This is a genomic window from Roseovarius sp. MBR-78 (genome assembly GCF_040547535.1).
Classification (GTDB): Bacteria; Pseudomonadota; Alphaproteobacteria; order Rhodobacterales; family Rhodobacteraceae; genus Roseovarius.
The window spans coordinates 157,054-178,562 of the sequence record NZ_JBEPPX010000006.1 but is presented as its reverse complement, the minus strand read 5'-3'; the positions used below and the strand labels follow the sequence as shown (position 1 = coordinate 178,562).

Here is a 21,509-nt window from a genome sequence, read left to right as displayed (position 1 = left end):
GCTTTTTCGCAAAATGCCCCTTGCGCCGCCCGGTGGTTTTTCATAATCACGCATCACGCCAAGCGTGGCCCGTTCGTCTATCGGTTAGGACGCCAGGTTTTCAACCTGGAAAGAGGGGTTCGACTCCCCTACGGGCTGCCACTTCATCCGCCAAGATATTGGAACGCATGAGATTTATCTTCGTGTCGTCTTGTATATTACAAGCCGCTCGCTTATGTCCTCGGCCCATCGGTATCTTGACGCCTTCCCATCGCCCTGATCTTGTGGCTTGCCCGGCACGCCTTGTTGCGCGCGCGGGGCAAGCGGCACAGGGCATTCTCAGGCCATGCGCCATCCCCCGCATCGCATCGGGCACCTTGTGGCAAGGGCGGCACGCGGGCGGTGGCACCGGATTTTGGCGCGCGACTGACGGTGCCCTAACCCGCGAGATGCCCCGTGGCGGCGATGAAATCGGTGAGGCAGGTGGCATACCCAGCGGGGCTGTCGATGGGGGGCAGATGGCCGGTGCCGCGCAACAGGCGGAACTGCGAGCCGGGGATGAGGTCGATGGTTTCGCGCACCAGATCGGGCGGGGTGGAGCCGTCCTCGGCCCCGGCAATCCCGAGCGCGGGCAGGCGCAGCGCGGCGGTGGCGGTGTAGAAATCGGTGCCGGAGATGGCCGCCGCGCAACCGGCATAGCCCTCGGGGTCATGGGCGCAGAGATGCTCAAACCACGGCAGGTGGTGGCCCGCCGCAACATAGGCGCGCGGAAACCAGCGGGTGCAGGAGGCGGCGGCAAGCTCTTCCATCCCGCCGGGGCGGCGCGCGGTGGCGATGCGCTCGGCCCAGATCTCGGGCGTGGCGATCTTGGCCCCGGTATTCGACAACACCAGCGCGCGCACCAGGTCGGGGCGCTTCACCGCCAGCCCCTGCGCCACCATGCCGCCGATGGAGAGGCCCACGAACATGGCATCGCGCAGGCGCAAATGATCCAGAAGCCGCTCGGCGTCGCGGATAAGCGCGCCCATCGTGTAGGGCGCGGGCGGGGTCGAGGAGGCCCCGTGCCCGCGCGCGTCATAGCGGATCACCCGCAGGCCCGGCGGCAGGAGCGGTACGATGTGGTCCCAGAGGAGCGCCCCGGTGCCGAGCGCATGGGCCAGCACCAGCGGCGGGCCGTCGGGCGTGCCCTCGTCGAGGTAATGCAGCGTGATGTCGTCGAATGTCGCGAAGGGCATGGGGCTATTCCAGCAGGCCAAGGGCGTCGCGAAAGGTGGCGGCGTCGACATTGCCGCCCGAGATGGTGGCGATCACCGCCTCGCCCTCGATCTCTGGCCCGTGAAAGAGGGCGGCGGCGAGGGCCACCGCGCCGCCCGGCTCGGCCACCAGCTTGAGCCGCTGGAAGGCGTGGGCCATGGCGCGCATGGCCTCGTCCTCGGTCACGACGAGACCGGGGCCGCAGAGCCGCGCCATGATCGGAAAGGTGAGATTGCCGGGCTGCGGCGTGATGATCGCGTCGCAGAGGCTGCCCGAAAGCCGCGTGTTGCGCTCGATCCGGCCGCTGGCCAGCGAGCGGGCCACGTCGTCGAAGCCCTCCGGCTCCACGGGCCGGGCGCGCAGACCCGGTGCATCGGCCTCGAGCGCGAGGGCGATGCCCGAGGTGAGGCCGCCGCCTCCGCAGCAGACCAGCACATCGGCGGTCTCGATGCCAAGCGCAGTGGCGTCTTCGGCGATTTCCAGTCCTGTCGTGCCTTGGCCCGCGATCACGTCCGCGTTGTCGAAGGGTTTGATCAACGTCAGGCCCCGCTCGGACGAGAGCGCCGCGCCGATGGCGTCGCGATCCTCCGAGGCGCGGTCGTAGAGCACCACCTCGGCGCCAAGCGCGCTTGTGTTGTCGATCTTGAGGCGGGGCGCATCGGACGGCATGATGATGACGCAGGGCACGCCGAATTGCTGCGCCGCCAGCGCCACGCCCTGTGCGTGATTGCCGCTGGAAAAGGCGATGACGCCGCGCGCGCGAGTGTCGGGGTCGAGCGCTGATACAGCCGAGCGCCCGCCGCGATATTTGAAGCTGCCGGTATGTTGCAGGCATTCGGGTTTGATGAAAACGCGCCGCCCGGCGATCTCGTCGAGGAAGGGCGAGGACAAAAGCGGCGTGCGTCGCGCGTGGCCCTGAAGGCGGGCGGCGGCGGCGCGGATCATGGTGATATCGGTCATTTTGTCTGGTCCATCAGGGCATGGATGGCGGCAAGCGCCTCCGGCTCGTCGAGGAAGGGGACATGGCCCCGGTCGGGCACGGTGGCCGCGATGAGGCCGGGGTGGCGGGCCTGCATCGCGGCGAATGTCTCGGGCGAGAGCAGGTCGGAATTGGCGCCGCGAATGGCGGCAAGCGGCAGGTTGCGCAGCGTGTCGAACATCTGCCAGAGGTCCGGGGCTTCGCCCGCGCCCGCCTGCCCGATGAGCGCGTCGCGCAGGCGGGGATCGTAGCGCAGCGCCAGCCCGCCGCCGGGGGCCTCGGCAAACATCGCCTCGGCCTGCGCGCGCCAGCGCGCAAGCGGCACGCCGGGAAAGCCGGTTGCGTGGACATGGGCGAGGGCGCTGGCGGCGGCATCGAGATCGGGCAGGTCGGGCGCGCGACCGACGTAATCCATGATCCGCTCCAGCCCCTCGGTGGCGACTTCGGGGCCGATATCGTTGAGCACCACGCCTGAGAGCCGATCAGGCGTCAGATAGGCCAGCGCCATCGCGATCAGCCCGCCGCGCGAGGTGCCGATCACCGTCACGCGGGGCAGGCCGAGATGGTCGAGAAGTTCCACCGCGTCGCGCGCCTCGGTCAGGATATTGTAGGACATGAAATCGGGCGCATGATCGGATTGCCCGCGCCCGCGATAATCGAGCCTGATCACGCGGTGCCCTGCCAGATGCGGCAGCAGGAACGCGAAATCGGCGCTGTTGCGCGTGAGCCCCGCAAGGCAGAGGATGGGCGTGCCGTCGCCCTCATCCTCGTAGTGCAACGACAGCCCGTCCGAGGTGGTAAACCGCGCCATCAGCCGCGCACCAGCTCGGGGATGCCGGAGAGGTCGGACAGCTGCCGGTCGGGGGCGGCGGGCAGGCGGTCTACCGGGTCGCCCGCGCGGTTGACCCAGACAGTCTGAAACCCGTAACCTGCAGCGGCGCAGGCGTCCCAGCCATTGGACGAGACGAAAAGCACCTCCTGCGGCGCGCAGCCGAAACGCTGTCCGACCAGGTCATAAACCACGCGGGCGGGCTTGTAGATGCCCACGCTTTCGACCGACAGCACATCGTCGAGCACATCGCCGATCCCCGCTGAGCGCACCGCGCCGTCGAGCATGTCGGGCGCGCCGTTTGAGAGGATCGCGGTGTTGAGGCCTGCGGCCTTGAGCGCGGCCAGCATCGCGGGCACTTCGGGATAGGCCGCAAGCTCCCAGTAAAGCTGTAGCAGGCGCTCGCGCAGCGCCGTGTCCTCCTGCAAGCCCTCCGATTCGAGCGCCCAATCAAGCCCGTCCTGCGTCACCTGCCAAAAGCCGATATGCGTGCCCATCACGGCCCGCAGCCAGGTATATTGCAACTGCTTCAAGCGCCATTTCTCGGCAATCGCGGGCCAGTGGCGGGCAAAGTTCTCGCGCCCCGGCTCGGCGGCGGCGCTGCGGGCGGCGGCGGCCACGTCGAAAAGCGTGCCATAGGCGTCGAAGATACAGGTGGTGATGGGCATGGGTGTCTCCTTGGATCGGTCGCGCCGAGACTGGCACGGATGCGGGGGAGGGGGAAGCCCCGGCGCGCCAGCAGTCTGTTTGCGAATCCGTGGCGGCTCGGCTAGGGTAGAATCATCAACCAAGAACCCGCGCGAGACGCGGCCTTGCAAACCCACCCCTCCCACATATTGGAACATGGCATGACCCAGGTCAAAGAGGGCGATACCGTCCGTATTCACTATACCGGCACGCTCGCCGATGGCGAGACCTTCGACAGCTCGCAGGGCCGCGACCCGCTGGAATTCACCGTAGGCTCGGGCCAGATCATCCCCGGCCTCGATGCCGCGTTGCCCGGCATGGCCGTGGGCGAGAAAAAGACTGTCGAAGTGCCCGCCGCCGATGCCTATGGCACCGCCGATCCCGACGCCAAGCAAGCGGTGCCGCGCGCCGATATCCCCGAGGATATCCCGCTCGATATCGGCACGCGCCTTCAGGTGCAGACGCCGCAGGGGCAGGTGATGCCGGTGACGGTGGCCGAGGTCACCGAGGAACAGGTGATCCTCGACGCCAACCACCCGCTGGCGGGGCAGGATCTGACCTTTGCCATCGAACTGGTCGAGATCGCCTGAGCCAGGCCGCTCAGGGCAACCGCGCGCGCCGGGCCCTTGCCCGGCGCGTTGCGTTTTGGCGACTGCTAAATCAGGGCCGATATCGTTTCCCGTCATCCGCGCGCTGCGTTAGGCTTGCCGAAAACCCGCCAGAGCCGGAGGCCCGCCCGTGACGACGACCGAGACGATCCTGACCCGCATCCGCGAATTGCAAGAAGAGCTTGAGGCAGATTTTGCCCGCCGCCGCGCCGCGTTCCGATACGGGATCGAGAACGGGCGCGTGGTGTTCGAGGCGGAGATGCGCCGCCGTCACCGCGAGATGCGGGTGCGGCTTTTGACCTTCCTGCGGCGGGCGCGGCCGCTGACGATCATCACCGCGCCGGTGATCTATTCAATGATCGTGCCCTTTGCGCTGCTCGATCTCTTCGTGTCGATTTATCAGGCGGTGTGCTTTCCCGTCTACGGGATCGAGAAGGTGCGGCGCGGCGATTTCATCCGCATCGACCGCCATCACCTTGCCTATCTCAACGCGCTGCAAAAGCTCAACTGCGTCTATTGCGGCTATTGCAACGGGCTTATCGGCTATGTGCAGGAAATCTCGGGCCGGACCGAGGCCTATTGGTGCCCGATCAAGCATGCCGCGCGGGTGGGCGCGCACCACGCCTATTACGCGCAATTCGTCGATTACGGCGATGCCGAGGGGTTCGAGCCGGGTCTGCACGCCGCGCGCCGCCGGATCACAAGGCCGGGATTGTCGGGGATCGCGCCGGAGGGGTGAGGCGGGTCAGGCGCGGCTGCGGCGCAGGCGGATCACCACGTCGACAGCGGTGATCTCAGCCCCTTCGGGGGCCTGCGGCAGGCGGGTGATTTCAAGCTCGTCGGCGGGGGCATCGCTCAGCCGGTTCTCGTCTTCCCAGAAGAAATGCGGGTGGTCGTGGGTGTTGGTGTCGAAATAGCTTCTGGAGCCGTCCACCGTCACCTCTTGCAACAGGCCTGCATCGCAAAACGCCTTGAGCGTGTTGTAGACGGTGGCGAGCGATACCCTTTCGCCCGCATCCCGCGCATCGGCAAAGAGGCTCTCGGCGGTGACGTGGCGGTGGCATCCGTCGCCATGCAAGAGCCGCGCCAGCGCAACGCGCTGCCGCGTCGGTCGAAGTCCGACCCGCCCGAGCCAATCGACTGCCGTGATATGCTGGGTGTCCATCATGCGCCCATCCCTGTTCCTGACCGGCAATATAGGGTTTCTGCCCCCCGGATTTCAAACGAAAACCGCTTTGGCGTGGCTGCGCTGGCAGGGGACATGCCGGAGAGTGCCGAGATGCAGCAGGGTTGCAACATTATTTCACGCGGTGATAGAGGGGGGCGAGACCTCTCCCGCCTGCATGTGAAAGGGATTCCCCCGATGGCCGAGTATCCGCGCAGCTTTGATCGTGATGACCTGCTGAAATGCGCAAGGGGAGAACTTTTTGGCCCCGGCAACGCGCAACTACCCGCGCCGCCGATGCTGATGATGGACCGGATCACCGATATTTCCGGCGATGGCGGCGCGCATGGCAAGGGCCATGTGGTGGCCGAATTCGACATCAAGCCCGACCTGTGGTTTTTCGAGTGCCACTTTCCCGGCAACCCGATCATGCCCGGCTGTCTTGGCCTGGATGGGCTGTGGCAGTTGACCGGCTTCAACCTTGGCTGGCGCGGCTGGCAGGGGCGCGGCTATGCGCTGGGCGTGGGCGAGGTCAAGCTCACCGGCATGGTGCGCCCGGATCGCCGGATGCTCACCTATCGGGTGGATTTCACCAAGGCGGTGCAGACCCGGCGGCTCACGATGGGGGTGGCCGATGGCATCGTCGAGGCCGATGGCGAGGTGATCTACCAGGTGCGCGACATGAAGGTGGCGCTGAGCGAGGGCTGAGCGCCGCACGGGGGGAGGGCGGTTATGGCCATGAGCCGACGTTCAAGGCTTGGCCCCGGCGCGGAATCGAGGCGTGCTTGCACGCCGCCGCGCAGCGCCCGACCGGCCCGTCGCACCGAAGGTGCGCCGACTACACTCGGCACGCCTTTGACGTGACGGGCGGGCGCTTTTGCAACGTCGCAAACCCGCGTAATTGTTGCAGTATTTTGCGCCATAAAGTGCGCCCCACAGCCGTTGCAGCGCCCACCCGCGGTCGGGCACCGCGCGGCTCATCTTAAACCATCAACGCCCCTTCAGGCCAGTCACGGCCCCTAGCGCCCCCTCGATCAACCGCCTCGAAAATCGCCCTACCCGCGCAGGTCACAGACCTCATCCAGCGCCGCCCGCGTGGTGCGGAACCGGTTTGCCGGATGCTCCGGGTCGGGCCAGCCGAACGAGATCGCACACAGGATCAGCCGCCGCTCGGGCAGCGCGAAATGCGTGCGGATGAAGGGCGCGTAGGCCGCGACCGAGGCCTGCGCGATGCTGCCCACGCCCAGCGCCGTCGCCGCCAGCATGAAGGCGGTTACAAAGCCGCCGGTATCCATCGCGCCATACGGCCCGAGCGCGGCCTCGGAATGGACGATGGCGACATGCGGCGCGCCGAAGAGGCGGTAATTCTCCATGCTCTGCTCGGCGCGGGCGGCGCGGTCTTCGCGGGCGATGCCCACTGCCTCGTAGAGTTGCAGCCCGCATTCGCGCCGCCGCGCGCCATGCGCGCCGGGATAGCGCTCGGGCCAGGGCAGATCGGGGGCGGGGGTGCCGGTGGCCACCTCTGCGAGCAGCGCCTCGCGGAAGCGCGCGGTTTCTGCCCCGCGCGTCACCAGCACCTGCCAGGGCTGCGCGTTGCACCAGGACGGCGCGCGCCCTGCTGCGCGCACGATCCGCGCAATCGCCTCGTCAGGCACCGGGCCGGGCCGAAAGGCGCGGCAGGACTGGCGCGCCGCGAGGGTCCGCTCCAGCGCGTCGATATCGGTCTGCATCAGAACCCTCCCTGTTCCAGCGCCACGAGGTAGCCGATACCGCCCGCCAATGCCAGCCCCAGCGCCACCGCCGCCGCGATCTTCCACGCCGACCAGGGCCGCTCTCCCTGCACGCGGCCGGTGCGCGCGTTGACGACAAAGCGATAGGTCTCGCCGCGATATTTGTAGGCGGCAAGCCAGATGGGCAACAGGATATGCTTGAAGGTGACATCGCTTATTTCGGTGTCGATATCGTGGATGCGCTGCCGGTCGCCGCCGATATCAAAGCGCACATCGCGGGCGATCACCGCCTCCATCTGCGCGCGGGCCTGCACAAACCCCTGTTCGAGATCGACGGTATAGCCCTCGGCGCGGAACCCGGCGAGGTATTCGGGCGCGTAAGGCTCCAGCGCCGACAGGTCCCACGGCTCGAGCGCGTCGGTAAAGCGCTTGGGCAGCGACGTGGACGCCAGCACCAGCACATCATCGAAAAACCGCGCGACGCGGCCCGCGACCGCGCGCCAGCGCACCTTGGCCACCTGGATGGTCTGGCGTTTGCCGTCGCGCATGACGGTGCGGCGCTCGTAATAGACGGTGCCGCGCTCGCCGCGATAGGCGGATCTGGTATCGGCATCAAAGGTCCAGTAGGGGACGTAGATGCCCTGCATTTTCCGCCCCTTGCGGGCATAGGCCTGCAAGCCGGAGGGCGCGAACCACAGCCGCCCGAGCCAGTCGGTCATGGCGCGCCGCGCCGCCGCCTCATCAAGCGCGAAGGGCAGAAGCGCGCGCGGCTTGATCTGGCGGTGCGTGCCGGTCCCCGTGACCACGGGCGAGGCGCAGAACGGGCATTCGGTGGCGTGGGTGTCTGCCCCAAGCTCGACCTGCGCGCCGCAGCTTGTGCATTTGGTGGTGCGGGTTTCCTCGATCTCCTGCGCGGAAAGCTGGTTGCGCAGGGCCGCGGCGAAATCAAGCTCGCGGATGCCGCCCTGCCACGGCCCGCCGGTCTCGATCTCGGCGATATCGCCGCAATGATCGCAGATCAGGCGGTTCGCGCCGGGATCAAAGCGGTAATCCGCCCCGCAGCTTTGGCAGGGAAAGCGGTGGTCAGTCGGGGCCGGGGGGGCAGGGGGCGGGGTGTCGGTCATCGGTCCGCCTTCACAGGATGTGGTGCAGGGAACGCGGGGTCATCCGCCGCAAGGCCCCATCGCCAAGCGCCGTGTGCCGCCACAGGTTGAAGATGGCGTGAATGAGGGCCACGGCCAGAAGTGTCAACAGCAGCACCCGCGCGGACGGGCCGGGCAGGGGGCGCGCCACGGTTTCCGCCAGAAGCGCCACCGCCCCCCAGCCGATGAGCAGGTAGAGCCCGCGATGCAGCCACGGGTGGCCCATGCGGAATGCGCCCTCAAGTTTCGGCCCCGGCCCGCTCATCAGGCCAAAGACCAGCGCCAGCGCGCACATCGCCAGCCCGGAGGCGGCGTAAAGCCACGCAAGCCACGCCGTCGCCCCCGCATCGCCCAGCACGAAGAGCAACAGCGTGGCCGTCAGCCAGTGCAGCGTGATGGTGGCGCGACGGCGCATTGCCTTACGCCCCCGGCGGGGGCGGTGGCATCACGGTGAAAAGCTGCGCAAGCTCGGCCACGTCCTCGGCGCGCATCCAGCCGTCTTGCCCGGCGGTCCAGACATAGGTCTGGCGGGTGAGCGTGCCCTCGGTCACCATGCGCCCGAGACCCGCCTTGGAATAGGGGCCGTGGGTCTGGCCCGCTTCGGCGATGTGCCAGACATGCTCGACCGGGGGCGGCGGCGGCGCTGCGGGGGCTTGGGCAGGGCGCGCGCCCCACGGTCCTTGATCGCGGTTCTGGTCCGCCATCTGCTGCGCCATCGCCATGCCCATCCCCATGCCGAGACCGGCACCGATCCCGCCGCCGCCCGACGGGTTTTTGGCCGCCGCCGTCATCGCCTCGGCGGTGGAATACTGGGTATATCGGCCCAGATCGCCCGCGATCCCCATCGAGGTGCGCTTGTCCAGCGCCTGTTCCACGGCAGGCGGCAGGGAGATGTTCTCGATATAGAATTCGGGGATTTCCAGCCCGTAGTCTGCCACCACGGCGGTGATCTCGCCCGCCACCAGCTTGCCCAGATCGGCGGTGTTTGCGGCCATGTCGAGCACCGGGATGCCAGAGCCCGCGATGATGCGCGAAAACGCCTGCACGATGATGTTGCGGATCTGGAAACTGATCTCGTCCATGGTGAATTCGCCATCGGTTCCGACGATCTCGGCCATGAATTTCGCCGCATCCGCCACGCGCACCGAATAGGTGCCAAAGGCGCGGATGCGGGTCGGGCCGAATTCCGGGTCGCGCAGCATGATCGGGTTTTTCGTGCCCCATTTGAGATTGGTGAACCGCGTGGTGGCAACGAAATAGATTTCCGACTTGAACGGAGAGCGGAAGCCGTGATCCCAGTGTTGCAGGCTGGTCATGATCGGCATGTTGTTGGTCTCGAGCATGTAGAGACCGGGGGTGAAGACATCGGCAAGCTGTCCCTCATGGACGAACACCGCCGCCTGCCCCTCGCGCACGGTCAGCTTAGCACCATATTTGATCTCGTGGCCCTCGCGGGCAAAGCGCCAGACCATCGTGTCGCGGCTGTCATCGGTCCAGTGGATCACGTCGATGAACTGGCCGGAAAGGAAATCGAAGATGGGCATTGCGGGTCTCCTTGGTGATCGGGTCAGACGGGTCCGCCCGCGCGTTCGTCTATCAGGCGGCGCAGGATCGGGCGGGCCTCGTCGGGGGTCATGCCGGGGCGCAGGTCGGGGTGGTAGAGCAGGCCCAGAAGCGCCTCGTCCTGCGCCGTGAGCAGGGCAAACTCGTCATCGTCGTTGAAGATCGAGGGGCGCGCGCGGGGGCTGTCATCGGCGAGGCCGAGGCCCTGCGCCAGCTCTTCATGGACGCAGGACTTGCGCATGAGGGGCGGGTGTTCGGCGCGAATCCAGGCGATGGCCTGATCGTAGGAATTCGGGTTGCCCCGGTCGGAAAAGGCCACGACAAGGCAGTGGATGCTGCGCGGCATGTTGCGGAACACATTGAATGTGGCGGGGTCGATGCCGGGGGCGAGGGCACGCACGCGCGCCAGCCCCTCGGCGCGGTCGTCCTCGCTCATGACGAGGACGTGGAAATTGGCTCCGCCGCGCCCTGCCATCGAGATCGGGTGCCGCGTCGCGCGCGCCAGCCGCGCGGCATAGCCTGCCACCGTGTCGCCATCCTCGGCGCGCTGCGCGTCGGACACCGAGGTGCCGAATTCTAGCGAGAAGCGCACCGGGGCCGTCCATTTCCGCAGGCCCCCCGCGCGGCCCGAGGAGGCGCGAAACCCCGCGCCGGGGGCGTATTCGTCGTAGAACACGATGCGCTCGAAATTGCGCATCAGGTCTGTGTCGGACCACGGCGTATCAGGCCCGCCGCCATCCATGCGCAACAGGCCGCGCGCGCGCAGGTCGCGCTCGAGCCGCGCGTAATGGGCCGCCAGCGCCTGGCTGCGGGCCGAGGGGCCATCGCCCCGGTCGGCGGGCGGGCGCGGCGCATTGGGCGCGGGTGCGGGCGGGGCCATGTCACAGGCCGCCAGCCCCAGCGCCAGCCCCAGCACTGTCAGCGCGCGGCCTGCCTGCGCGATCCTCATGGGCGCCTCAGCCCTTTGGCACGGCAGTGGCGGCGGTATCGCCCGTCCCGGTGCGCCGCGCCTTGGCAGAGGCGAGCGTGTCGCGCAATTCAGCCTCCATCTTCTTGAGCTCTTCCTCGGCGCGGGCGCGCTTGGCCTTGCCCTCGTCGGCGATGGAGAGGCTTTCCTCGATGGTGCCGATGAGATCGGCATTGGCCTTTTTCACCGCCTCGATATCGAACACGCCGCGCTCCATCTCCTGACGGATCATCTTGTTGCTTTCGCGCAGGTTGGCGGCATTGGCGGTCAGCAATTCGTTGGTGAGGTCATTGGCGTCGCGCACCGCCGCTGCCGCCTCTGCCGAGCGCTGAATGGTGACGGCCTGCGCAAGCTGCGTCTCCCATAGCGGCACGGTGTTGACGAGGGTGGAGTTGATTTTCGTCACCAGCGACTTGTCATTCTCCTGCACCAGCCGGATCGAGGGCAGCGATTGCATGGTCACCTGCCGGGTCAGTTTCAGGTCGTGCACCCGGCGTTCCAGATCGTCGCGCGCCGCGCGCAGATCGCGCAATTCCTGCGCCTTCATCACCTGATCGCCCTCGGGCGCGGCCTCAACGGCGGCCTCGGCGGCGGGGATGTCCTTGGTGTCGAGATCGTTGAGCTTGGCCTCGCCCGCCGCGATGTAGAGCGCCAGTTCGTCGTAGAAGGCGAGCGTTTTCTCGTAAAGCAGGTCGAGCGATTTGATATCCTTAAGAAGCGTGTGCTCATGGCCGAGCAGGTTCTCGGTGATGCGGTCGATCTGGCCTTGCACCTCCTCGAACCGCGCGGTGAACTTGGCAAAGGGCGCGGCGCGGCCCAAGAGCTTTTCCCACCACGAGCGTTCGCGGCGCACGTCCAGCTCGGAGACCGAAAAGCCCCGGATCGTGGTGACGATCCCGCGAAGGCTGTCGCCCGCCGGGCCGACATCCTTGTTGCGCACGCCTTGCAACATGGCCTGCGAAATCTCCTGCAACTCGGCCTGCGCGGCAGAGCCGAAAGAGACGATGGATTGGGTGTCGCCCATGTCGATCTCGGCCATGCGGCGGGTGATCTCGGCGCTTTGCGGGGCGTCGGCCTTATCGAGCGGCACGATGGTATTGGCGTCGCTCGGCTCGGGCAGAGTGGCGCGGCTCACGATCTCGATATCGGCAAGCGCGGCTTCGGCCTGTTGGCGGGTTGTCTCTGACATGGGAGGATCCTTTTACGCTAAATCTTTGGCTTCGAGGTGAACGCCCTCGCGTTCCAGCCGGTCGCGCAGCACCTCGATCTCGATATCGAGATCGGTGCTGCTATCGGCCATGAGCGCGCGGGTCTTGGCGGTGAAATTCTGTTCCAGATCGCCCAAGAGGGCGAGGTATTTCTGGCGCGCCTCTCCGTTGGGGGCGCGGGCGGCGAGGTCGGCATATTTGACCGAGGCATCGCGCGCACCCATCAGGTAGACGCCGAGATATTTGCGCGCGCCGGTCAGGTCGCGCGGGTCGTCCTCGACCGTGCGCAGCATGTCGCGCACCGTGACCTGGAACCGCTCTAGCCGGGATTCGAGATCGCGGTCGCGGGTGGCGGCGATGGCTGCGGTCATGGCGCGCAGGTAGTCCTCGGCGCGGTCCACCACGCGGGCCACGCGCTCGGTCTGGAACGTGTCCACGCCTTCCACGGTCTTGTCGCGCATCGGGTCGGGACCGAAGGCGAGGAGATGCAGCACCGCGCCCGCCACGGCATAGATCGCCGGTTCGGCCATGCCACCGCCCGCGGCATAGGCCGCGACCGCGAGCCCCAGCCCGGTGAGGCCCGCGCCGAATATCTTGCGCGGGATGGCGGGGCGGCGGGCGATGCGGCGGGCGTCATAGGCCTCTTGCGCGCGCAGCCCCTCGCGGGTGAGCCACGCCGCCAGCAGCAGCAGGCCAAGCGCCGCGAGGTTGAGCGCAAGCTCTGCCGGGCCGCCGGTGAAGGCGCGCACGCCCAGTGGCAGCGGCGCGATGAAAAGCATGTTGACCCGTCCGCCCACGCGCGTGCGCCGTGCGCCGCGATAGCCGCCTTTGGGTGGCGGGGCTGCGCCATCCGCGCCGGGGCTGTGCTTGCCGCCGTAACGCTGCGCCATCACACGCCCCCCGCCACCGAAACGAAGGCGATGAGCGCCACCAGAAGGAAAAACGCCAGTTTCTGTAGCCCCGTGTCGCTCATGTCCCTGCCGCCCCGATCAAACCTGCCTGAAACTTAGGGGAAGGGCGCGGGCGGCGCTAGGGGGAACTGTGTGTCGTTTCCACCCCGCGCGCGGCAGGTGTTGGCCTCTGCCCCACCCGCGCGGAACAAGGCGCGCCTTGGCGCGCCGCCGCGCGAGCGCCCGTCCGCCCCCTCGGGCGGGCGCTTTTGCAACGGAGAAACTCTCACTATCGTTCAAGTATTTCGCACCATAAAGCGCATTCCATAGCCGTTGCAGCGCCCACCCGGCGGACGGGCACTCGCGCGGCTTATCGCTTGGGACGAACGTCCGCTTCAGGCCATTCACCGCGCCGCGCCCGCATCCTAGCCCGCGCGGCGGGTGTTGACCTCGGGCGTGGCCCCCAATGCGCCCGCCAGCGCCTTGAACCGCGATTGCGCCACCTCGCCGAAGAGCGGGGCCGCCTCGGCAGCAAGGTCGAGCGCCAGCACCTTGCGCCGGGGGAACCAGCGAAGCTGCGCCACCTCCTGATCGGCGGTCAGCCACAGCATCGCCGCCAGCCGCAGCGCGCGCCCGAGGATCTCGGCCTCGCTGCGCTCGCGCTCGGATATCAGCGCCTCGAGCGTCTCGAACCGCGTGCCCTCGCGCTTGTTGGAATAGCGGTGCAGCAGCGCCAGCCCGAGAAACACCCGCTCGGAATGCTTGAGCCCGCCGAGATTGGCGCGGGTGGCGTTGTCAAAGCAATCCTCGGCCCGGTAATCGGGATGCGCGCGCCAGCTTACATCGTGCAGCAGACAGGCGGCCTTGACGAGGCGGAGCCGCTCGGGGCGGGCGGATTTGTAGAGCGGCGCGATGAAGTGGTAGATGATGCGCCCGAAACCGGGCAGGCGCGCATCCTTGGCCTCGGCAAAGCGGCACGCCTCGATCAGCGGATCGCGGATCCGCAGCGCCTCGGGCATTTGCTCGTAGAGCAGGCCCTCGCGGATGCCATAGCTTGAGACCGCGATGTCATGGGGGCGAAACAGCCGCACCACCTCGCGCAGCACCTCCGCCGCATAGGGCACCAGCGCCACCCGCGCCGCCGACACGCCCGATTGCGCACGCAGGGCGTCGGCGTCATGCTTGGCGATATGCTTGATCGTGGCGCGCAGATCGGCGGCGCTCATGCGGTATTCGTGCAGCACATGCAGCGGATAGCCGCGCCGCGCCATGTCGATCCGGGCGATGGCCCGCCACGAGCCGCCCACGAGGAAAAGCCGGTTCTTCTGCTCGCCAAGGCTGTCACGAAGCTGCTCGACCGTCTCGCGGATCACCGCCCGGCGCGCCTTCTTGCCGCCCTTGAGGTCGCGCAGCTTGAGCGGGCCGAGCGTGGAGCTGACGCAGCGCCCGACGCGCCCGCCGTCGATCTCGGCCAGTTCCATCGACGAGCCGCCCATGTCGCAGACAAGGCCGTAAGCCCCCGGCCAGCCCAGGAGCACCCCCTGCGCCGAGAGCCGCGCCTCCTCCGCCCCGTCGATGACATAGAGCCGGATGCCGGTCTCGCGCAGCACCTCGGCCACGAAATCGGGGCCGTCGCTGGCCTCGCGCACCGCCGCCGTGGCCACCGCGTTGAGCGGGCCGGTGCCCAGCCCCTTGGCCACATGCGCGAAGCGCCGCAGCGCGTCGAGCGCGCGGCGGCGCCCCTCGGGGTTGAGGCACCCGGTCTCGGCCATGCCGGCGCCCAGCCCGCACATCACCTTTTCGTTGAAGAAATACGCCGGGCTGCGCGCCGCGCCATCGAACACCACTAGCCGCACCGAGTTGGAGCCGACATCCACCACGCCGACGCGGCTGAGCGCGCGCGCCTCGGGGCTGTCAAAGACAGGACGCCCGAACGGGCCGTCGCGATGCGGTTCTGGATCGTTCACGCCGTCCATCGTCTGCCTTGCCGGTCGATCGCCTGTCTATGCGCGGGGGGCACGCGGGTCAATCATCGGTATGGGTGAGCGAGGGCACATCCGACGCCCCCGCCGAGCCGCGCCCCGACAGCGACGGGTTTTCCATGAAGAAGCGGTGACAGTTGAAGGCAAACTGCCCCTCGGGCACCGGATGGCGGGTAAAGCTGCCATCGGGGGCCATCACCCATGTCTGCGCAGTGTCGGCCATGTTGGCGGCCATGATCTGGCTGACGATCTGTGCCTTGACGGTGGGATTGGTCGTCTCGACCAGCGTTTCCACCCGGCGGTTGAGGTTGCGGCCCATCCAGTCGGCCGAGGAGATGAACACCCGCGCCTTTTTCGACGGCAGCCCCGCACCATTGCCGAAACAGACGATGCGCGAATGCTCCAGAAACCGCCCGATGATGGATTTGACGCGGATATTCGACGACAGCCCCCTGATGCCGGGGCGCAGCCCGCAGATGCCGCGCACCACGAGGTCGATCTTTACCCCCGCCTCGGAGGCGGCATAAAGCGCGTCGATCACATCCGGCTCGATCAGCGAATTCATCTTGGCCCAGATCGCGGCGGGCTTGCCCGCGCGGGCGTGATCGGCCTCGCGCGCGATCATCTCGATCAGCCGGGGCTTGAGCGATTTGGGCGAGATCGAGAGGTTTTCCAGCCCCTCCGGCTCGGCATAGCCCGAGAGATAGTTGAACACCTTGGTGGCGTCGCGCCCCAGCGCGGCATCGCAGGTGAAAAAGCTCAGATCGGTATAGATGCGCGCGGTGATCGGGTGGTAATTGCCGGTGCCGTAATGGGTATAGGTCACAAGCGCGTTGCCCTCGCGGCGCACCACGGTGGAAATCTTGGCATGGGTCTTCCAGTCGACAAAGCCATAGACGACATGCGCGCCCGACCGTTCCAGCCGCCGCGATTGCCGGATATTGGCGGCCTCGTCGAAGCGGGCCTTCAGCTCCACCAGCGCGGTCACGGATTTGCCGTCCTCGGCGGCCTCGCACAGCGCCTCGACGATGGGCGAGTTGCGCGAGGTGCGGTAAAGCGTCTGCTTGATCGCCAGAACATCGGGGTCGCGCGCGGCCTGCGCGAGAAAGCGCACCACCATGTCAAAGGTCTCATAGGGGTGGTGCAGCAGCATGTCCTTTTGCCGGATCGCGGCGAACATGTCGCCGTCGTGATCCTGCACCCGTTCCGGCACGCGCGGCGTGAACAGCGGCCAGAGCAGATCGGGGCGCGCGTCAAGCACCAGTTCCTTGAGATCGGCCAGCCCGATCATGCCCTCGACCTCGACCACCTCGTCGGGGATGACATGCAATTCGCGCATGATGACGCCGCGCAGCGCCGTGGGCGCATTGGCGGTGATCTTCATGCGCACCACCTCGCCGCGACGGCGGCGTTTCAGCGCCACCTCGAATTCGCGCACCAGGTCCTCGGCCTCTTCCTCGACTTCCAGATCGCTGTCACGCAGCACCCGGAAGGCGCAATGCCCCTTGTAGCGATAGCCGGGAAACAGGCTGTCGAGATGCAACAGCAGCAATTCCTCGAGCGGCAGCGCGCGATGCGCACCCTCGGGGGCGGGCAGGCTCACGAAGCGGTCGATCTGTTGCGGGATCGGCAACAGCGCCTGAAGCGGGCGGCGGTCGGATTTCCGCTCCAGTTGCAGCGCCAGCACGAAGCCCAGGTTGGGGATGAACGGGAACGGGTGCGCCGGGTCGATGGCCAGCGGCGACAGCACCGGAAAGACATTGTGCAAGAACAGATCGGCCAGATAGGTGCGGTCGGCCTCGTCGAGCGCGTCATGGGTGAGGATGGTGATGCGCGCGGCCTCCATCTCGGCGCGCAGCGCCTGAAACGTCGCCTGCTGCGCCTCGAGCAGCTTGCGTGCGTCCTCGTTGATGAGCACGAGTTGCTCGGCAGGGCTGAGGCCATCGGCGGCGGGTGTGGTGTTGCCGGCCTTGGCCAATTCGCGCAGGCCCGCGACGCGCACGTTGTAGAACTCATCGAGGTTGGTGGCCGAGATCGACAGGAAGCGCAGCCGCTCCAGAAGCGGCACGCGCAGGTTCTGCGCCTCTTCCAGCACGCGCCAGTTGAAGCCGAGCCAGCTTAGCTCGCGGTTGAAGAAGCGGCCCGGCCCGGCAATGTCGAGATCGGGGATGTCCACCGGTTCGGGGGCGCTGTGCTTGAGGAAATCTGCCTGTGTCATGGGGGCCTTATGTCGGCGGAATGTAACGGATGGATGACGGATATTTGCGTCAGGCATCACGCTTGTCCAGCACCTCGGCGGCCAATGCGCGAGTGATCGCGCGCCCCTCGGCCAGCGCGCGGGCGTCGATGGCGGCCACGATGTCGCGGGCGGCGTCGAAGGTGCGCTCGATCCGGCGCGCGAGATAGGGCACGCAATCGGGCGCAGGCGCAAGCTGACGATCGGCAAACAGCTTGGCCAGCACCGCCGCCAGCAGCGCGTCATCGGGGGGGGCAAGCTGCACCAGGAGCGCCGCTTCCATCCGGCTGGCGAGATCGGGCAGCGACAGCGCCCAGCGCCGGGGCGGGGCCGCCGCCGTCACCAGCATGGCGTGGCCCTCGGCCAGCACCAGATTGTGCAGGTGGAATAGTGCGGCCTCGGCGCGTGCGTCGCCTGCGATGGTGTGGGCATCCTCGACCGCCACCGGCCCGGTGGCCAGCGCCGCGATATCGGCCCCGCCAAGCGCCCCCGCCGCCACGATCCGCGCGTCCGAGAGCGCGGCCCAGACATGGGCGAGATGCGTCTTGCCCGCGCCGCGCGGCCCCGCCAGAACCAGTTTGCGCGCGGGCCAGTCGCGCCAGCCCTCGATCAGCGCCACGGCCTGCGCATTGGCGGGCGAGACAAAGAAATCCTCGCGCGCCCGCGCCGTGCGCACCGGCAGATCAAAGCTCAACTGCTGTGCGGTCATTCCCTGCGCTGCCCGTCCAGCCCGCGATAAAGGCGGCCCTTCTGATACTCAGAGATGGCAAACCGCGCGATCACGCCAAGTGCCGCGGCCACCGGCACCGCCACCAGCATCCCGACAAAGCCGAACAGCGTGCCGAAGGCCGACAGCGCGAAGATGAGCCAGACCGGGTGCAGCCCCACCGACGAGCCGACCAGCTTGGGCGTGAGGAAATTGCCCTCGATCACCTGCCCCGAGACGAAAATCGCCGCCACCAGCGCGATGCTGAGCCAATCGCCCCAAAACTGAAACAGCGCCAGCCCCAGCGCCAGCGCCCCGCCGACCAGAGCGCCGACGTAAGGAATGAAGGTCAACAGCCCCGCCAGCGCCCCCACGACAAGGCCGAATTGCAGCCCCGCCAGCATCAGCGCCACGGCGTAAAAGGTGCCGAGGATCAGGCAGACCGTGCCCATCCCGCGAATGAAGCTCGCGAGCGTGGCGTCGATCTCGCCCGCCAGCCGCCGGATGATCGGCGCATGGTCGCGCGGCAACAGGTGGTCGATCCGGGCGACCATGTGATCCCAGTCATAGAGCAGATAGACCGCCACCACCGGCGCCACCACCAGCAGCACCACGATATTGACCAGCGACGCGGCAGAGCTGAGCGCGGTCTGCAAAAGCTGGCCGCCGCGCTCGCGGATCGTGTCGCCCAGCGATTGTAGCGCCTGGTGCAGCGTCGAGCCGGGCTCGTAGAGCGAGGGCAGATGGTGCCCGAGAAAGGCCTGCAGGTCGCGCGCAAGCTGCGGCGCGATGTCAAAAAGCGCCACCGCCTGCGTGACGATACTGGGGATGATCATGAGCACCGCCACCACGAAGCCAAGCACCGCCAGCGCCGCGATCACCGCCACCGCCGCCGCGCGCCCCAGCCCCATCCGCTCCAGCCGGTCGGCGACGGGATCGAGGAAATAGGCCACCGCCGCGCCCAGCACGAAGGGCAGGATCACGTCGCCGAGAAACCACAGCACGGCCAGCACCGCGACCGTGGCAACGCCCCAATACGTAACCTGTTCCTTGACCGGCAATGCCATCCGCGCGCCTCGTGTGTGCACGGTCTACATCGCCCAACCCGTCCCCTGTTTCAAGGGATGCGGCGCTTTTCGCCCAAGTTCCACCCCCGAAAAAGGTGAGAGGGACGCATAAGCACGCGCTTATGCGGCGCAAAATAAGCTATTGGGCAATTCATTCTTGCGCCGACACCACGACATCAGAGCAGCCGGGACAAGACCCCGGTGACGAAATTTTAACCTGATGGAGACTAAAATGCGCAAACTGATCATTCTGGCAGCCCTGGTTGTTGCCACCCCGCTCCTTGCCAAGGGCCTGAGCACCGACACGGTTCTCGGCACCAGCGAAGAGGCGGTCAAGGCCACGCTCACCGAAATGGGCTACGAGGTGCGCAAGATCGAAATGGAGGACGGAAAAATCGAAGCCTATTACATCAAGGGCGATGAAAAGGGCGAGGCCTATGTCGATGCCACGACCGGCAAGATCGTCAAGCTGAAGTCGAAATAATCCGATGGCACTCGTGTCTGAACATGGTGAAAGCGGGCCCTCGGGGGCCCGCGATGTGCGGGTCTGGGATCCGCTGGTGCGTCTTATCCATTGGGGGGTGGCGCTGGCCATCCTGGTCAACGGTGCCTTTCTGGAGGAGGACAGCGTTCAGCATGAATGGGTCGGCTATACGGCGCTTGGCCTCGTTGCCGTGCGCCTGCTCTGGGGGCTGATCGGCTCGCACCATGCGCGGTTTTCTGCCTTCCCGCCCAATCCAATGGCGGCAATCCGCCATGCCGGGGCGATGAGGCGCGGTGACAAGACCGTGCATGTGTCGCACAATCCGCTTGGTGCGCTGATGGCTTATAACCTTTGGGGCACCATCGTGGTGATTTGTGTGACGGGCTACATGATGGGAACCAACCGCTTTTTCGGCGTCGAATGGGTGGAAGAGGTGCATGAGATCGCCTTCAACTGGCTGATGGCGTCCTTCGTGCTGCACCTGGGCGGCGTGGTGTTCGATAGCTGGCGCTCTGGCGTGGCGCTGGTGCGGGCGATGGTGACGGGGACCAAGAAAATCCCCAAGGGCAGACCCGTAGAATGAAGGGTTGGCCATTCGTGAACACGGCCTCGGAACGGCGGGCGGCGACGCTCGCCGTGATCGTGCTGGTGCAGGCGCTCTGCGCGATGTTCTTTCTCGGGGATATCATTGACGACGTGATGACCGCCGACGCCTTTTTCGAACTGCATTCCGCGGTTGAACTGCTGGCGGCCATCGGCCTGTCCGCCGGGGTGGTTTTCCTGATGTTCGAATTGCGCGGTGTGCTGAACCGGATGGACCGTCTTGATCGCGGCGTGCGGGCGGCGCGGGGGGAAATGGCCGATCTGATCGAGCAGATGTTCGAGCAATGGGCGCTTACCCCGTCGGAACGCGATGTGGCGCTGATGGTGGTCAAGGGCTATGGCAACGAGGCAATCGCCGAAATGCGCGGCACGGCGCAGGGCACCGTGCGCGCGCAATGCACCACGCTTTATGCCAAGGCCGGGGTCGAGGGGCGGGCGCAACTCCTCAGCATCTTCATGGAGGAGCTTCTGGCGCAGGACGGCTCTGCCTGAGCCTGCCCCCTTGCGGATGGCCGCAGGGGGCCTCAGCCCCGGATGAACGTGCCCTGGCGCAGGTCGCGCAGCGCCTCGCGCAGCTCGTCTTGGGTGTTCATCACGATGGGGCCGTGCCAGGCCACCGGCTCATCGAGCGGCGCGCCGGAGACCAGCAGGAAGCGGATGCCCTCGGGACCGGCCTGCACGGTGATCTCGTCGCCGGTGCCGAAGCGCACCAGCGTGCGGTCGCCCGAGGCGTCGCGGATATGCACCTCGCGGCCCGCCACCTCCTTTTCCAGCAGCACGCCGGTCGGGTCGGAGGCATCGGCAAAGCGCCCGCTGCCCGCGAAGATATAGGCAAAGCTGCGCCGGTAGGTATCCACCTTGATGACCTTGCGACGCCCCGGCGGCACCGAGATATCGAGATATTGCGGATCGGATGCGATGCCGTCGACCGGGCCGCGCTTGCCCCAGAACTCGCCGGTAATCACCCGCGCGCGCGTGCCGTCATCGTCGATCACCTCGGGGATGTCGGCGGCGCTCACATCCTGATAGCGCGGCGCGCACATCTTTTGCGCGGCGGGCAGGTTGGCCCAGAGCTGAAAGCCGTGCATCTGCCCGCGTGCGTTACCGCGCGGCATTTCCTGATGCAGGATGCCCGATCCGGCGGTCATCCACTGCACATCCCCCGCGCCGAGCGTGCCGGTATTGCCGAGGCTGTCGCCGTGATCGACCTCACCGGCCAGAACATAGGTGATAGTCTCGATCCCGCGATGCGGATGCCACGGGAAGCCCTTGGCATAGCGCGCCGGATCATCGTTGCGGAAATCATCAAAGAGCAGGAACGGGTCAAGCTCTTGCGGCTCGTGAAAGCCAAAGGCGCGGTGCAGATGCACGCCTGCCCCCTCCATCGTCGGGGTGGCGGCGCGGGCCTCTAGAACGGGTCTGATCGACAT

General features: G+C 67.2%; 23 protein-coding genes and 1 tRNA gene. 7 read left to right on the top strand and 17 right to left on the bottom strand.

Going from position 1 to position 21,509, the window contains the following annotated elements; all coding sequences use genetic code 11:
- The first annotated feature begins 66 nt into the window (after positions 1 to 66).
- A tRNA-Glu gene (locus ABIE58_RS07080) sits at positions 67 to 141 on the top strand.
- A 275-nt stretch (positions 142 to 416) separates the two neighbouring features.
- On the opposite strand, the gene pcaD is transcribed toward ABIE58_RS07080, so the two are convergent.
- From pcaD to ABIE58_RS07060, 4 genes are read right to left on the bottom strand one after another with little or no spacing between them, the layout of a single operon-like run.
- Positions 417 to 1,214: a 3-oxoadipate enol-lactonase gene (gene pcaD / locus ABIE58_RS07075; protein WP_354544001.1), complete on the bottom strand. Its 798-nt coding sequence runs from the start codon at positions 1,212 to 1,214 to the stop codon at positions 417 to 419.
- Positions 1,215 to 1,218: 4 nt separating this feature from the next.
- The gene (locus ABIE58_RS07070) at positions 1,219 to 2,193 is read right to left on the bottom strand and encodes a threonine ammonia-lyase (protein ID WP_354544000.1); all 975 of its coding nucleotides are present in this window, start codon (positions 2,191 to 2,193) and stop codon (positions 1,219 to 1,221) included.
- A complete protein-coding gene (locus ABIE58_RS07065) occupies positions 2,190 to 3,023 on the bottom strand; it encodes an alpha/beta fold hydrolase (RefSeq protein WP_354543999.1) in 834 nt (277 codons plus the stop codon). The genes ABIE58_RS07070 and ABIE58_RS07065 overlap by 4 nt, the downstream gene beginning before the upstream one ends.
- Positions 3,023 to 3,709 carry a haloacid dehalogenase type II gene (locus ABIE58_RS07060; protein WP_354543998.1) on the bottom strand — a complete coding sequence of 229 codons (687 nt, stop codon included), beginning with the start codon at positions 3,707 to 3,709 and terminating at the stop codon, positions 3,023 to 3,025. Before ABIE58_RS07060 ends, ABIE58_RS07065 begins: the two co-directional genes overlap by 1 nt.
- Before the next feature lie 180 nt (positions 3,710 to 3,889).
- Between ABIE58_RS07060 and ABIE58_RS07055 the strand changes: the two genes are divergently transcribed.
- Positions 3,890 to 4,318 (top strand): FKBP-type peptidyl-prolyl cis-trans isomerase, encoded by a 429-nt coding sequence (locus ABIE58_RS07055; RefSeq protein WP_354543997.1) that lies wholly within the window; start codon positions 3,890 to 3,892, stop codon positions 4,316 to 4,318.
- A 148-nt stretch (positions 4,319 to 4,466) separates the two neighbouring features.
- The gene (locus ABIE58_RS07050) at positions 4,467 to 5,075 is read left to right on the top strand and encodes a hypothetical protein (RefSeq protein ID WP_354543996.1); all 609 of its coding nucleotides are present in this window, start codon (positions 4,467 to 4,469) and stop codon (positions 5,073 to 5,075) included.
- Positions 5,076 to 5,081: 6 nt separating this feature from the next.
- Here ABIE58_RS07050 and irrA read toward each other — a convergent pair whose 3' ends face one another.
- On the bottom strand, positions 5,082 to 5,504 hold the full coding sequence (gene irrA, locus ABIE58_RS07045; RefSeq protein ID WP_354543995.1) for an iron response transcriptional regulator IrrA: 423 nt from the start codon (positions 5,502 to 5,504) through the stop codon (positions 5,082 to 5,084).
- 195 nt (positions 5,505 to 5,699) lie between these two features.
- On the opposite strand from irrA, the gene fabA reads away from it, so the two are divergent.
- Entirely contained in the window at positions 5,700 to 6,209 is a 510-nt protein-coding gene (gene fabA / locus ABIE58_RS07040) for a bifunctional 3-hydroxydecanoyl-ACP dehydratase/trans-2-decenoyl-ACP isomerase (RefSeq protein WP_354543994.1), read from the top strand.
- Between the two features lie 347 nt (positions 6,210 to 6,556).
- On the opposite strand, the gene ABIE58_RS07035 is transcribed toward fabA, so the two are convergent.
- From ABIE58_RS07035 to ABIE58_RS06985, 11 genes are all read right to left on the bottom strand, one after another.
- Positions 6,557 to 7,231 (bottom strand): nitroreductase, encoded by a 675-nt coding sequence (locus ABIE58_RS07035; protein ID WP_354543993.1) that lies wholly within the window; start codon positions 7,229 to 7,231, stop codon positions 6,557 to 6,559.
- A complete protein-coding gene (locus ABIE58_RS07030) occupies positions 7,231 to 8,355 on the bottom strand; it encodes a TFIIB-type zinc ribbon-containing protein (RefSeq protein WP_354543992.1) in 1,125 nt (374 codons plus the stop codon). Before ABIE58_RS07030 ends, ABIE58_RS07035 begins: the two co-directional genes overlap by 1 nt.
- Positions 8,356 to 8,365: 10 nt before the next feature.
- A complete protein-coding gene (locus ABIE58_RS07025; protein ID WP_354543991.1) occupies positions 8,366 to 8,788 on the bottom strand; it encodes a hypothetical protein in 423 nt (140 codons plus the stop codon).
- Positions 8,789 to 8,792: 4 nt separating this feature from the next.
- Positions 8,793 to 9,917 carry an SPFH domain-containing protein gene (locus tag ABIE58_RS07020; RefSeq protein ID WP_354543990.1) on the bottom strand — a complete coding sequence of 375 codons (1,125 nt, stop codon included), beginning with the start codon at positions 9,915 to 9,917 and terminating at the stop codon, positions 8,793 to 8,795.
- Between the two features lie 23 nt (positions 9,918 to 9,940).
- Positions 9,941 to 10,885 carry a DUF2927 domain-containing protein gene (locus ABIE58_RS07015; RefSeq protein ID WP_354543989.1) on the bottom strand — a complete coding sequence of 315 codons (945 nt, stop codon included), beginning with the start codon at positions 10,883 to 10,885 and terminating at the stop codon, positions 9,941 to 9,943.
- 7 nt (positions 10,886 to 10,892) lie between these two features.
- Entirely contained in the window at positions 10,893 to 12,092 is a 1,200-nt protein-coding gene (locus ABIE58_RS07010) for a toxic anion resistance protein (RefSeq protein ID WP_354543988.1), read from the bottom strand.
- Between the two features lie 12 nt (positions 12,093 to 12,104).
- Positions 12,105 to 13,001 carry a 5-bromo-4-chloroindolyl phosphate hydrolysis family protein gene (locus ABIE58_RS07005; RefSeq protein WP_354543987.1) on the bottom strand — a complete coding sequence of 299 codons (897 nt, stop codon included), beginning with the start codon at positions 12,999 to 13,001 and terminating at the stop codon, positions 12,105 to 12,107.
- A gap of 425 nt (positions 13,002 to 13,426) precedes the next feature.
- Positions 13,427 to 14,977, bottom strand: coding sequence for a Ppx/GppA family phosphatase (locus ABIE58_RS07000; protein WP_354543986.1), 1,551 nt, complete (start codon positions 14,975 to 14,977; stop codon positions 13,427 to 13,429).
- Between the two features lie 49 nt (positions 14,978 to 15,026).
- Entirely contained in the window at positions 15,027 to 17,201 is a 2,175-nt protein-coding gene (locus ABIE58_RS06995) for an RNA degradosome polyphosphate kinase (protein ID WP_354543985.1), read from the bottom strand.
- A 49-nt stretch (positions 17,202 to 17,250) separates the two neighbouring features.
- Positions 17,251 to 17,928 carry a P-loop NTPase family protein gene (locus ABIE58_RS06990; RefSeq protein WP_354543984.1) on the bottom strand — a complete coding sequence of 226 codons (678 nt, stop codon included), beginning with the start codon at positions 17,926 to 17,928 and terminating at the stop codon, positions 17,251 to 17,253.
- Positions 17,925 to 18,992 carry an AI-2E family transporter gene (locus ABIE58_RS06985; RefSeq protein ID WP_354543983.1) on the bottom strand — a complete coding sequence of 356 codons (1,068 nt, stop codon included), beginning with the start codon at positions 18,990 to 18,992 and terminating at the stop codon, positions 17,925 to 17,927. Before ABIE58_RS06985 ends, ABIE58_RS06990 begins: the two co-directional genes overlap by 4 nt.
- A gap of 232 nt (positions 18,993 to 19,224) precedes the next feature.
- Between ABIE58_RS06985 and ABIE58_RS06980 the strand changes: the two genes are divergently transcribed.
- From ABIE58_RS06980 to ABIE58_RS06970, 3 genes are read left to right on the top strand one after another with little or no spacing between them, the layout of a single operon-like run.
- The gene (locus tag ABIE58_RS06980; RefSeq protein ID WP_354543982.1) at positions 19,225 to 19,476 is read left to right on the top strand and encodes a PepSY domain-containing protein; all 252 of its coding nucleotides are present in this window, start codon (positions 19,225 to 19,227) and stop codon (positions 19,474 to 19,476) included.
- A 4-nt stretch (positions 19,477 to 19,480) separates the two neighbouring features.
- The gene (locus ABIE58_RS06975) at positions 19,481 to 20,059 is read left to right on the top strand and encodes a cytochrome b/b6 domain-containing protein (RefSeq protein WP_354543981.1); all 579 of its coding nucleotides are present in this window, start codon (positions 19,481 to 19,483) and stop codon (positions 20,057 to 20,059) included.
- Positions 20,056 to 20,571 carry a helix-turn-helix transcriptional regulator gene (locus ABIE58_RS06970; protein WP_354543980.1) on the top strand — a complete coding sequence of 172 codons (516 nt, stop codon included), beginning with the start codon at positions 20,056 to 20,058 and terminating at the stop codon, positions 20,569 to 20,571. The genes ABIE58_RS06975 and ABIE58_RS06970 overlap by 4 nt, the downstream gene beginning before the upstream one ends.
- A gap of 32 nt (positions 20,572 to 20,603) precedes the next feature.
- Here ABIE58_RS06970 and ABIE58_RS06965 read toward each other — a convergent pair whose 3' ends face one another.
- Positions 20,604 to 21,509, bottom strand: coding sequence for a pirin family protein (locus tag ABIE58_RS06965; protein WP_354543979.1), 906 nt, complete (start codon positions 21,507 to 21,509; stop codon positions 20,604 to 20,606).

Excerpts from the sequence above, each read along its gene's own strand:
- fabA (WP_354543994.1), top strand. The coding sequence starts at position 5,700 with ATGGCCGAGTATCCGCGCAGCTTTGATCGTGATGACCTGCTGAAATGC.
- ABIE58_RS06985 (WP_354543983.1), bottom strand. The coding sequence starts at position 18,992 with ATGGCATTGCCGGTCAAGGAACAGGTTACGTATTGGGGCGTTGCCACG.
- ABIE58_RS07055 (WP_354543997.1), top strand. The coding sequence starts at position 3,890 with ATGACCCAGGTCAAAGAGGGCGATACCGTCCGTATTCACTATACCGGC.
- ABIE58_RS07035 (WP_354543993.1), bottom strand. The coding sequence starts at position 7,231 with ATGCAGACCGATATCGACGCGCTGGAGCGGACCCTCGCGGCGCGCCAG.
- ABIE58_RS06990 (WP_354543984.1), bottom strand. The coding sequence starts at position 17,928 with ATGACCGCACAGCAGTTGAGCTTTGATCTGCCGGTGCGCACGGCGCGG.
- ABIE58_RS06980 (WP_354543982.1), top strand. The coding sequence starts at position 19,225 with ATGCGCAAACTGATCATTCTGGCAGCCCTGGTTGTTGCCACCCCGCTC.
- ABIE58_RS06975 (WP_354543981.1), top strand. The coding sequence starts at position 19,481 with ATGGCACTCGTGTCTGAACATGGTGAAAGCGGGCCCTCGGGGGCCCGC.
- ABIE58_RS07065 (WP_354543999.1), bottom strand. The coding sequence starts at position 3,023 with ATGGCGCGGTTTACCACCTCGGACGGGCTGTCGTTGCACTACGAGGAT.
- ABIE58_RS07070 (WP_354544000.1), bottom strand. The coding sequence starts at position 2,193 with ATGACCGATATCACCATGATCCGCGCCGCCGCCGCCCGCCTTCAGGGC.
- ABIE58_RS06970 (WP_354543980.1), top strand. The coding sequence starts at position 20,056 with ATGAAGGGTTGGCCATTCGTGAACACGGCCTCGGAACGGCGGGCGGCG.
- ABIE58_RS06995 (WP_354543985.1), bottom strand. The coding sequence starts at position 17,201 with ATGACACAGGCAGATTTCCTCAAGCACAGCGCCCCCGAACCGGTGGAC.
- ABIE58_RS07005 (WP_354543987.1), bottom strand. The coding sequence starts at position 13,001 with ATGGCGCAGCGTTACGGCGGCAAGCACAGCCCCGGCGCGGATGGCGCA.
- ABIE58_RS07030 (WP_354543992.1), bottom strand. The coding sequence starts at position 8,355 with ATGACCGACACCCCGCCCCCTGCCCCCCCGGCCCCGACTGACCACCGC.
- ABIE58_RS06965 (WP_354543979.1), bottom strand. The coding sequence starts at position 21,509 with ATGTCGATCAGACCCGTTCTAGAGGCCCGCGCCGCCACCCCGACGATG.
- irrA (WP_354543995.1), bottom strand. The coding sequence starts at position 5,504 with ATGATGGACACCCAGCATATCACGGCAGTCGATTGGCTCGGGCGGGTC.
- ABIE58_RS07025 (WP_354543991.1), bottom strand. The coding sequence starts at position 8,788 with ATGCGCCGTCGCGCCACCATCACGCTGCACTGGCTGACGGCCACGCTG.
- ABIE58_RS07010 (WP_354543988.1), bottom strand. The coding sequence starts at position 12,092 with ATGTCAGAGACAACCCGCCAACAGGCCGAAGCCGCGCTTGCCGATATC.
- ABIE58_RS07000 (WP_354543986.1), bottom strand. The coding sequence starts at position 14,977 with ATGGACGGCGTGAACGATCCAGAACCGCATCGCGACGGCCCGTTCGGG.
- ABIE58_RS07020 (WP_354543990.1), bottom strand. The coding sequence starts at position 9,917 with ATGCCCATCTTCGATTTCCTTTCCGGCCAGTTCATCGACGTGATCCAC.
- ABIE58_RS07060 (WP_354543998.1), bottom strand. The coding sequence starts at position 3,709 with ATGCCCATCACCACCTGTATCTTCGACGCCTATGGCACGCTTTTCGAC.
- pcaD (WP_354544001.1), bottom strand. The coding sequence starts at position 1,214 with ATGCCCTTCGCGACATTCGACGACATCACGCTGCATTACCTCGACGAG.
- ABIE58_RS07015 (WP_354543989.1), bottom strand. The coding sequence starts at position 10,885 with ATGAGGATCGCGCAGGCAGGCCGCGCGCTGACAGTGCTGGGGCTGGCG.